This window comes from Methylobacterium sp., from assembly GCF_019745455.1.
GTDB lineage: Bacteria > Pseudomonadota > Alphaproteobacteria > Rhizobiales > Beijerinckiaceae > Methylobacterium.
On record NZ_JAIETD010000013.1, the window covers coordinates 125555 to 136103 of the forward strand.

General features: G+C 66.5%; 8 protein-coding genes. 5 read left to right on the forward strand and 3 right to left on the reverse strand.

Features of this window, described 5'->3' with window-relative positions:
• Window positions 1-3 precede the first annotated feature (3 nt).
• Window positions 4-903, forward strand: coding sequence for a histone deacetylase (locus K2Y56_RS02030; protein WP_292504372.1), 900 nt, complete (start codon window positions 4-6; stop codon window positions 901-903).
• Between the two features lie 8 nt (window positions 904-911).
• Here the strand turns inward: K2Y56_RS02030 and K2Y56_RS02035 are convergent, their stop codons facing one another.
• Complete coding sequence (locus tag K2Y56_RS02035; protein WP_292504374.1) at window positions 912-1508, reverse strand: TetR/AcrR family transcriptional regulator; 597 nt, start codon at window positions 1506-1508, stop codon at window positions 912-914.
• Between the two features lie 139 nt (window positions 1509-1647).
• Here K2Y56_RS02035 and K2Y56_RS02040 point away from each other — a divergent pair, with 139 nt between their 5' ends.
• From K2Y56_RS02040 to K2Y56_RS02050, 3 genes are all read left to right on the forward strand, one after another.
• Complete coding sequence (locus K2Y56_RS02040) at window positions 1648-2706, forward strand: efflux RND transporter periplasmic adaptor subunit (RefSeq protein ID WP_292504405.1); 1059 nt, start codon at window positions 1648-1650, stop codon at window positions 2704-2706.
• Window positions 2703-3785, forward strand: coding sequence for an efflux RND transporter periplasmic adaptor subunit (locus K2Y56_RS02045; RefSeq protein ID WP_292504376.1), 1083 nt, complete (start codon window positions 2703-2705; stop codon window positions 3783-3785). Before K2Y56_RS02040 ends, K2Y56_RS02045 begins: the two co-directional genes overlap by 4 nt.
• An 81-nt stretch (window positions 3786-3866) precedes the next feature.
• A complete protein-coding gene (locus K2Y56_RS02050; RefSeq protein WP_292504379.1) occupies window positions 3867-6920 on the forward strand; it encodes an efflux RND transporter permease subunit in 3054 nt (1017 codons plus the stop codon).
• On the opposite strand, the gene tsaA is transcribed toward K2Y56_RS02050, so the two are convergent.
• A complete protein-coding gene (tsaA, locus tag K2Y56_RS02055; RefSeq protein ID WP_292504382.1) occupies window positions 6921-7427 on the reverse strand; it encodes a tRNA (N6-threonylcarbamoyladenosine(37)-N6)-methyltransferase TrmO in 507 nt (168 codons plus the stop codon).
• 142 nt (window positions 7428-7569) lie between these two features.
• Between tsaA and K2Y56_RS02060 the strand changes: the two genes are divergently transcribed.
• Window positions 7570-9063 carry an AMP nucleosidase gene (locus K2Y56_RS02060; protein ID WP_292504408.1) on the forward strand — a complete coding sequence of 498 codons (1494 nt, stop codon included), beginning with the start codon at window positions 7570-7572 and terminating at the stop codon, window positions 9061-9063.
• Window positions 9064-9231: 168 nt separating this feature from the next.
• On the opposite strand, the gene K2Y56_RS02065 is transcribed toward K2Y56_RS02060, so the two are convergent.
• Window positions 9232-10350, reverse strand: a complete 1119-nt coding sequence (locus K2Y56_RS02065) for a transglycosylase SLT domain-containing protein (protein ID WP_292504385.1) — start codon at window positions 10348-10350, stop codon at window positions 9232-9234.
• Window positions 10351-10549: the final 199 nt, after the last annotated feature.

The following is a 10549-nucleotide window of genomic DNA, read 5'->3' on the forward strand; positions in this document are numbered from 1 at the left end:
TCGATGGTGCCGCCGATCGTGTTCCATCCCGCCTACGAGGCGGCTCTGCCCGACGGCCATCGCTTTCCGATGCGCAAATACGGGCGCCTCGCGGAGGTGCTGGTTGCGCGAGGCCTCGCGCCGGATAGATTCATGACGCCCGAGCCGGCTTCGGCCGCGATCCTCGCCCATGCTCACCATCCTGATTACGTCGAGGCAGTCCTGGCATTGGCAGTTGCGCCCGCCATCGTGCGCGAGATCGGCTTGCCGGTGGATCACGGCGTCGTCGCCCGCGCCTGCGCCTCGGCCGGAGGAACGCTCGCCGCCGCACGGCTCGCCCTCGCCCATGGTCTCGCCGGCAGCGCGGCCGGCGGCAGCCATCATGCCCGGCGCGACAGCGGCGCCGGGTTCTGCGTGTTCAACGACGTCGCCATTGCCGCGCTCACCCTGCAGGCGGAGGGTGCGATCCGTCGGGCCCTCGTCGTCGACCTCGATGTCCATCAGGGCGACGGCACCGCCGACTGCCTCGGCCGCTCGCCCGACCTCTTCACGCTCTCCCTTCACGGCGAGAAGAACTATCCGACCCGCAAGATCCCTGGCGACCGCGACATCGGATTGCCGGATGGGCTCGACGATGCGGGTTACCTCGCGGCTCTCGAAGCCTGCCTGCCCGATCTGATCGACCGGCTTCAACCGGACCTCGTCTTCTACAATGCCGGCGTCGACCCGCATCGTGACGACCGTCTCGGGCGCCTCTCACTCACCGATGGCGGGCTCGCGGCACGTGACCGCTTCGTCGTGCGAGAGGCGCGTCGGCGGCGCATCCCACTCGTTGCGGTCATCGGAGGTGGTTACATCAGCGACATCGACGCCCTGGCATCGCGCCACGCCCTCGTCTTCGAGGCCATGGCCGCGGCGGTCTGAGTGAAGAGTCACGGCTCGACCGTATGCCCAGGCGAGCGCGATTTTTCGGGAAGCGACCTTGCTGCCGCCTCGAGGGCGTCGAAGAAGCGCGCGAGTTCCTGACCTTCCAGATTGTGGAAGCCCAGCGTGCGAGAAATCATCAGGCCGAGAGTCGCAAATGTGATCATAGCGGCCTCGCTGGCCACCCCCGGTATTTCCTCGAGCCTCGCCAGGTGTTGCCGCAGGAATTCGTTGAAGCCGGCGCAGGCCTCCGGATTGTCCGCGGTCGCCAGGAGCAAAGCCCGGGGAAAACCGTCCTCGTCGCAATATGACGTCTTGGCATGGGCGATCATGGCCAGCGGCAGGGCACTGACCCCCGGAGCCTGATCGGCCTCGTGCTGCGCGATGTCGTCCTTGATCGATTGCAGCTTCCGCTCGGCCAGCGCCGTGATCAGGGCGTCCTTCGAGGAGAAATGGTGCAGAACCCCGCCCTTGCTCAGGCTCGCTTCCGCCGCCACTGCGTCGATCGTCAGGGTTCGCGTGCCGGAACGCCGGATCAGTCGCTCGGCAGCGTCCAGGATGATGACCGGCCTGTCTTCGCGCCGGGTGCGCGCCTTCGTCATCATGACCCCTGTTAAAAACCGTCTGGACGGTTTTTAAGTTAGACGATATGAACCCCGAGCGATAGATGTTTCATGAGGCGCGAGCGTTGTGGCTGGCCTGATTTCGATCCCGGCGCGGGTTGGCGTCGTCTGTATCGCCTGGATGAGCCTCGTCGCGACAGCCTGCGCGGCTGACGGCACGACTCCCTTGGCTTCGCCTCAGCTCGCTCTCGTCCGCACCGTCAAGGCCGCGCGGACGACGATCGCCGCCGACCTGATCTTCACGGGCGATATCCAGACCCAGTCGCAGGTCAGCGTCTCGTTCCGCACCAACGGCAAGATCATCCGGCGCCTCGTGGAGGTCGGTGACCACGTTAAGGCCGATCAGGTTCTGGCCCAACTTGATCCGCAGGAGCAGCGCGCCAACCTGAACAATGCGCAGGCGACGTTGATCTCCGCCGAAGCTTTGCTGACCCAGGCCAAGATCAGCTTCAAGCGTCAGGAGGCACTGCTCGCAGGTGGCTTCACGACGCGCCCGAGCTACGACGATGCCGAGCAGCAGCTCCGGGTGACCCAGGCCTCCGTCGAATCCTCCAAGGCGGCTTTGGGCACGGCGCAGGAGCAGCTGAGCTATACCGAGCTGCGAGCCGGCGTGGACGGCGTCGTCCTCAGCCGCAGCTTCGAGGTGGGCCAGGTGGTTCAGGTCGGGCAGACGGTGTTGTCGCTGGCGCAGGATGGCCCCCGCGACGCGGTGTTCAACGTCTTCGAGGCCGTCCTGGCGGCGCCGCCCGAGAGCGACACCGTCGACGTCGAGCTCCAGGCTGATCCTAAGGTTCGGGCCGTCGGGTCCGTGCGAGAGATCTCGCCCAGCGTCGATGCGGCCTCCGGCACCGTAAGGGTCAAGGTCGGGCTCAAGGAGACGCCATCGGCGATGACGCTAGGAGCGATCGTCATCGGTCGGGGCAAGTTCCGTCCGCGCGAGGCTGTGGTGCTGCCATGGTCCGCGCTCTACCGCTGGGCAAACGGAGCCGCCGTGTGGATCCGTGATCCTGCCGCCGGGACGGTGAGCCCGCGTTCGGTGACCATCGACCATTACGGCGATGGCTCCATCGCCCTGTCCGCCGGCGTGGAGCCGGGCGAGGAGGTCGTCACCGCCGGCATTCAGCTCCTACGCCCCGGCCAGGCCGTGAGCGTCGCCGCGACGGCGGAGGCGGGGCGATGACACGGCTCGCGAGTCCCCTCGTCGTCGCGATCGCGGCGACGGTGTTGCTGACGGCTTGCAAGCCAGCGGAAGAGGCCGCTCCGCCCCCGGTCCGTCCTGTCCTCTACACGACCGCCAAGCCGGTCGACCGGGTGACCTTCGGGCCCTTCGCCGGGGTGATCGAACCGCGCTACAAGTCCGAGATCGGCTTCCAGATCGCCGGGCGGTTGATCGCCCGCGACGTGACCGTGGGCGACGTGGTGAAGAAGGGCCAGCGCATCGCCGCCCTAGATCAAGTGGTCACACGTTTTGCCCTCACTCGCGCCGAGGCCGACCTCGCCGACGCGCAAGCTCAAGCCGAGAATGCCATCGCGACGGAGGCGCGGCGGCGGCGTCTCATGGTCGGCGGCAACGTTGCGCAGGCTCAGCTCGACAGCGCCGTAGCAAGCCGCGACACCGCTCAGGCCAGGGTGGTTCAGGCTCAGGCGAGCCTCCAGAAGGCCCGTGATCAGATGAGTTACACCGAGCTCAAGGCCGACTTCGACGGCGTGGTCACGGTTCGCAGCGCCGAAGTCGGACAGGTTCTGAGCGCGGGCCAGGCCGTCGTTACGCTGGCGCGCCCGGAAGAGCGTGAAGCGGTGGTCGACATCCCCGAAGATCTCGTCGGCGCGATGCCGAAGGACGGACTTTTCAGCATCGCCCTCCAGAGTGCCTCAGGGATCACCGCGACCGGACGCGTGCGCGAGATCGCGCCTTTTGCCGACCAGATGACCCGGACGCGGCGTATCCGCATGACCCTGATCGATCCTCCGGAAGCCTTTCGCCTGGGCACGACGATCGCGGTGGCTTTGTCGCGGCCGACGAAGCCCTACGTCACCCTGCCGACCACGGCGATCGTCAGCGCGGAGGGCCGCGACGGCGTCTGGCTCGTGTCTCCGGCCGGAGATTCGGTTTCACTCCGCTCCATAACGATCGCTCAGCGCCGAGACGACCGGGTGACGATCACCGACGGGTTGTCCGCCGGAGACCGGATCGTGGTCGCAGGGGCGGCCAGCCTCAAGGAAGGGCAGGCCGTCCGCATCTCCGATACACCTCTCTGATCGCCTTTCCCTCTTCGGCCCTTCCGAGTGGTCGCGTCGAACTGTCGATCCGACTGACCTCCGGACATACGAGAACCACCCGTGAAGAACTTCAACCTTTCGGAGTGGGCGCTCGAGCACCGCTCGTTCGTTTGGTTCCTGATGCTGGTCTCCGCCCTTGCGGGGTTTCTCGCCTATGGGAAGCTCGGCCGCGAGGAGGACCCGCCCTTCGCGATCAAGACGATGATCGTCCAGGCGCGCTGGCCGGGCGCCACCATCGGCGACACCCTCGACCAGGTCACCGAGCGGATCGAGAAGGAGCTGCAGCAGATCGATGCGGTCGATTACAGCCGCAGCTACACCACGCCGGGCCAGACCACCGTCTTCGTCCAGCTGCGTGAGACGACGCCGCCCAAGACGATCCCGGCGATCTTCTACCAGGTCCGCAAACGCATCGGCGACATCCAGAACACGTTTCCTCAGGGCGTTCAGGGACCGTTCTTCAACGACGAGTTCGGCGACGTTTTCGGCAACGTCTACGCCTTCACCGCCGACGGCGTGACGATGCGCCAGCTCCGCGACTACGTCGAGCGCGTACGGGTCGAGCTGAAGAAGGTGCCGAGCGCGGGCAAGATGCAGCTCCTCGGCGCCCAGGACGAGGTGATCTACCTCGACTTCTCGACCCGTAAGCTCGCCGGCCTCGGGCTCAACGTGAACGCCGTCGTCAGCACGCTGCAGGCGCAGAACGCGATCGCGCCATCCGGCGTGATCCAGGCAGGGCCCGAACGGGTCTCGGTGCGCGTCGGCGGTCAGTTCCTCTCGGAAGACAGCCTCCGGGCGATCAACCTGCGGGTCAACGACCGGTTCTTCCGGCTCTCGGACGTCGCTGAGATCTCGCGCGGATTTACCGATCCGCCCACGGCTCTGTTCCGCTTCAACGGCCAGCCGGCGATCGGTCTTGCCATCGCCATGCAGCCGAGCGGCAACCTCCTCACCTTCGGCGAGGCGCTGAAGGAGCGGATGCGCAAGCTCGAAGGCGAGCTCCCCTACGGCGTCGGCATCCATTTGGTGTCGGATCAGCCGAAGATCGTCGAGGAGGCGGTGGGCGGCTTCACCAAGGCGCTGGTCGAGGCGGTGGTCATCGTGCTCGCGGTGAGCTTCATCAGCCTCGGCTGGCGGGCGGGGCTCGTGGTCTCTCTGTCGATCCCCCTCGTCCTCGCCATCGTCTTCGTGGTGATGCAGGTGATGGGGGTGACCCTGCAGCGCATCTCGCTCGGTGCCCTCATCATCGCCCTCGGTCTCCTCGTCGACGACGCGATGATCACGGTGGAGATGATGGTCGCCCGGCTCGAAGTCGGCGACAGCCTCAAGAAGGCGGCGACCTTCGCCTACACCTCCACCGCCTTCCCGATGCTGACCGGCACCCTCGTCACCGTGGCGGGCTTCCTTCCCATCGGGTTCAACGGCTCGGCGGCGGGCGAGTACACCTACAGCCTCTTCGTTGTGATCGCCGCCTCGCTCATCGTCTCCTGGGTCGTGGCGGTCCTGTTCGCGCCGCTCATCGGCGTGAAGCTGCTGCCTGCCGTCCTGAAGCACAAGCACCACGATCAGCCGGGCCGGCTCACGCGGCTGTTCCGCTTCCTGCTCCTCGGCGCCATGCGCGGCCGGTGGCTGACCGTCCTCGCGACGATCGGCATGCTCGGCCTGTCGATCTACGCGATGCAGTTCGTGCAGCAGCAGTTCTTCCCGGCCTCGGACAGGCCCGAACTCCTCGTCGACATGACGCTGCCGCAGAATGCCAGCATCGGCGAAACCAAGGATCAGATGGACCGCTTCGAGGAGAGCCTGAAGGGCGATCCCGACATCAAGCGCTGGACCTCCTATGTCGGCCAGGGCGCGGTGCGCTTCTACCTGCCCCTCGACCAGCAGCTCGGCAACGCCTTCTTCGGGCAGATCGTCATCGAGACCGCCTCGCTCGAGGCACGCGACAAGCTCAAGGTGCGGCTGGATCGACTGGCGCGGGACCAATTCGTCGGAACCGACGTCTTCGTCCATACCCTCGACCTCGGCCCGCCGGTGGGACGGCCGATCCAGTACCGGCTCAGCGGACCCGACCTGCAGAAACTGAGGGCTCTTGCCCTCGACCTCACCAATCTGGTGGGGAAAAACCCTCACATCGACGTCCCGACCCTCGACTGGAACGAGCCGGGCAAGGTGCTCAAGGTCGACATCATTCAGGACAAGGCGCGCCAGCTCGGCGTCACCTCGGAGGATATCGCGAGCCTCCTCAACGGGGTCGTGGGCGGCACCGCCATCACCCAGGTTCGGGACTCGATCTATCTCGTCAACGTCGTCGGCCGGGCCCTGGCCTCGGAGCGGCGCTCCCTCGAGACCTTGCAATCGATCCAGGTCGCGCTCTCGAACGGCAGCGTCGTCCCGCTCCTTTCCTTTGCGACAATCGCCTACGAGCTCGAACAGCCGATCGTCTGGCGGCGAGACCGCAGTCCGACCATCACGATCCGGGCGGCCATCGCCGACGGGACCCAGCCCGCCACGATCGTCGCCGAACTCGATCCGGCGATCACGGCATTCTCGAAGGCGCTGCCCGACGGCTACGTGCTGGAGACCGGCGGCGCCGTGGAGGAGAGCGCCAAGGGCCAGGGCCCGATCGCCGCGGTGGCGCCGGTGATGCTGCTCACCATGGCGTTCCTCCTGATGGTCCAGCTTCAGAGCTTCCAGAAGCTGTTCCTCGTCGCGAGCGTGGCGCCGCTCGGCCTCATCGGCGTGGTGGCGGCGCTCCTGCCCTTCGGCAAGCCCCTCGGCTTCGTCGCGATCCTCGGCGTGCTGGCGCTGATCGGCATCATCATCCGCAACTCGGTGATTCTGGTCGCCCAGATCGACGAGTACGAGCGCGACGGGATGGCCCCGTGGGATGCGGTCGTCGAGGCCACCGTCCACCGCATGCGCCCGATCCTGCTCACGGCGGCGGCAGCCAGCCTCGGACTGATCCCGATCGCGCGCGAGGTGTTCTGGGGGCCGATGGCCTATGCGATGATCGGGGGCATTCTTGTGGCTACCCTGCTGACGCTGCTCTTCCTGCCGGCCCTCTATGTTGGGTGGTACCGGATCAAGCGGCCGAAGCCCGCCACTGCCTGATCAGGAACTCGGCGCCGGCTTGAGGCCCGCCCGTTCGACCCTGGCCTCTGGTCTCGAGTCGGTGGAGGAAAAGTACGGCTTGATGTCGAGAAGCGGCGTGTTGTCGAGGCAGTCGAGGCCGTGCACCGTCAGAAGGTTGCCTTCGCGGCCGCGCAGTTCCACCACCGATAGGGCGATGGGGTTCGGGCGGGCAGGGGAGCGCAGCGAGAAGGTCCCGCGGCTGCCCTCAGCATGCCGTGGTTTCTGGAGGACGAGGTCGCGCGCCGCCCGGTCCATCCAGTACAGCACGATGAGATGGGTCGCGCCCTCGACGTTCTGGAGGGCAAGCGCGAAGAGTGGATCGACCTCGACGATACAGGTCGCATCCGTCTGCAGCCCATTTTTCGGGCAATCCTCGCGCCTGGACCACGGCGTGCGGATGCGGCCGATGAAGTAGAGCTCGGCGTCGGGTCGCCCGGGGAGCGTGATCGCGGTCTCTCCATCCCTGCGCTCGACGACATCGGCCATGATCCTGATCCTCGTTCATCACGGGAAAAATTCCCTCCCGCTTTCAGCCAGCCGGCGCCGGACGGCAAGCCGGCTTCGGGTCGCGACCACGGCGCGGGATGTGTAAGACGCAAGGACCACCGCGTTGATCCAGGGACCCGGCATGATCGTCAGCGAATTGCGGCCGATGGAATCGGTGGCGGACCCGAAGGCGGCGGTGGAGCGCCTGGCCGCCCTGCACGATACGGCGATCGCGGCGCTGAAGGAGGCTCTGACGCGCTACCTCGACGGCGGGCCGCCCCCCGACGCGACCGAACGGCTGCAGTTCCGCTATCCGGAATTGCGGGTGACCTACAACCCGTCAGGCCCGATCCCGCGGATCAACCGGGCCACCGCCAAATTCCAGGCTCCCGGCACCTATTCCACCACCGTGACCCAGGCTGGTCATTTCAGGGCCTACCTGCTCGAACAGCTCCAAGCTTTAGTCGGTGATTACGGTGCCAGCCTAGAAGTCGGCTTGAGCGCGCAGGAGATCCCCTACTCCTACGTCGTCGAACCGGGAGGCACCCTCGCCCGCGCCACGGTCTCGTCCCTCGATCTCGCCACGTATTTCCCCGTGCCGCTCCTCTCAGTGGTCGGCGACGAGATCGCCGACGGCCTCTGGCGCGACGTACCGGGCGAGCCGAGGCCGCTCGCCCTGTTCGATGCCGTCAGGGTCGATTACTCTCTGCGCCGCCTCGTTCATTACACGGGCTGCGACTGGCGCGACGTTCAGCCCTGGATCCTGCTCACGAACTATCACCGTTATGTCGACGGTTTCATCCGCCACGGGCTCGAACAGCTCACGACGGAGGGCAGTACCTACGAACGCATGATCCTGCCCGGGGGCATCAGCGTCGGGCGCGAGGAGGCGGCGTCCGCCGAGCCCGCCGCACTGATCGCGGCCTCGCCCTGGCACAGGTTCCAGATGCCGGCTTATCACCTCGTCGCTCGCGGTGCGGATGGAAGCGCGCAAGGCACGACGCTGGTCAATATCGGCGTCGGTCCCTCGAATGCGAAGACCATCACCGACCACCTCGCGGTGCTGCGCCCTCATTGCTGGCTGATGGTCGGGCATTGCGGCGGCCTGCGCCAGTCGCAGACCATCGGCGACTACGTCCTGGCGCACGGCTACTTCCGCCGGGACCGCATTCTCGACGAACTCGTGCCGCCGGACGTGCCGGTGCCAGCACTCGCGGAGGTGCAGCTCGCGCTTCAGGCCGCGGCGGCACAGGTCACGGGCGAGCGCAGCGACGCCCTCAAGCGGCGCCTGCGGACCGGGACCGTCGTGACCTATGACGACCGCAACTGGGAACTTCGCTTCAGCCAGGAGCGCCGGCGCATCAACCTGTCCCGCGCGATAGCGGTCGACATGGAAAGCGGCACCATCGCGGCCCAAGGCTATCGCCTGCGAGTTCCCTACGGCACGCTTCTCTGCGTCTCCGACAAGCCGCTTCATGGCGAGATCAAGTTGCCTGGGGCCGCCAACGCATTCTACGACCGAGCGGTCGCCGAGCACCTTCTCATCGGGCTCGCCGCCCTTGATGCTCTGCGCGGCGACCGGCACGGTCTCCACTCGCGCAAGCTGCGCAGCTTCGACGAACCGCCGTTCCGGTGAGCGGATGCGCCTTGGAGAACGAGGCGGCGCAGGTGCACGGGTTACGGAACGCGTGACGAGATCAGCATGATCGCGGCATTTCGCGGCGAACGGGAGCACGCGTGACCTGCCGCTGGCCTGTGCGCGATCAGGACCGGCTATGCGGTTCTGCCTGTCCTGATGCCGAGATCAAGGCAATACCTCGGTGACTTGGACGACAGCGCCGTTGGAGACCCCCGGCCTGGAGGGTTCAGGGACCTGCGCCGTTCCGAGAGCGGCAACCCCTTCATATTGGTTCAAGCGCCGGTCGATCATCCCGTCGATCCGGTCGCGCAACTCCGCCACTGTGAGGCTGCGCCGTGCCTTCCCGACCTTCTGGGTGAACAGGCTGTGGTTCGCCTTCGCCGCCGACCGGAATGCCGTCTTGGCAACCTGGGCCGGCTTCTCCTCGGTGAGGGCAAGGAAGCGGCCGGCGCTCGCAGTGCCGAGGAAATGGGCGAGGTAGAGCTCAGAGGTCGTGAGGTCCCGGCCAATCCGCTGGGCGATCCGCTCGCGATCACGCTTGATGAGCTCACCAGCCATCAGGGCGGCGATGTAAGGGTCCTGGCGCATCCGCAGCACACGTGCGCGCATGGTATCGTCAGCCACCGTGATGGCGCGACCGCGGCCGGTGACGGAGGCAGCCTCCGCGTCGAGCCCGTAACGGGGGCCGTATTTGCGAACGAGTTCGAGCCATGTGCCCGAGAGGAACTGGAACAAGCCTTCCGCCGACGATGTCGAAGCCTTCACCGTGGTCGAGAAGCTCGATTCCTTGTCCGCGAGCGCCATCATGTAGACGGGATCGACGCCGGTTTCCTCGGAGGCGCGCAGGATCGCATCCACGAGGTTGCGAGGAACCGTGACGTCCCCGAAGCGCAGGACCGTGCCATCACTCTGCGGTTTTGGCTGCGGCAGCGAAGCCAGGTCGTTCTCGATCAGGGACAAAGTCGGCGGTTCCTGTTCGACCAGGGGAACACCGAGCCAGTTCTCCTGTTGTCCGCCTGAAGCGGTGTCCCGGGCGAGGGACGACCGCTCAACCGTGAAGTTGATCCGGTCGTGCGCCATGGCGGCTGGAGCCAAGGCGCTTTGCGGCAAGCTGGCACCGAAAGCCAGACCTACGGCCAGAGCGGGAAGGGCGCGCCTCAGGACACTGCGGCGGGAGCGGCGGCGAAAGTGCCGCTCCGAAATCATCGACAATACGGTCTCGCTGGGCACGAGACGGCTCACGTCGTCGGCGCAGAGCGCCGGCTCCGGGAAAACCCCCATCATTCTTCCTTGTCGTGCCTGGACCTTCGTGGGCCCGGCTTCGGTCAGTTCAGCGAGCCGTCGTCTCGCGGAAGGCTGTGACCAGAATGGGACAGCGAGGTGATCCAACCGTGACGCGCTTAACGAACCGTTAAGGCCGTTTCTTAGTGCTTCGTTAAACGGACGTTCGGATGCCATTCAGGCTGGGCGCGGCAAAAAGGCG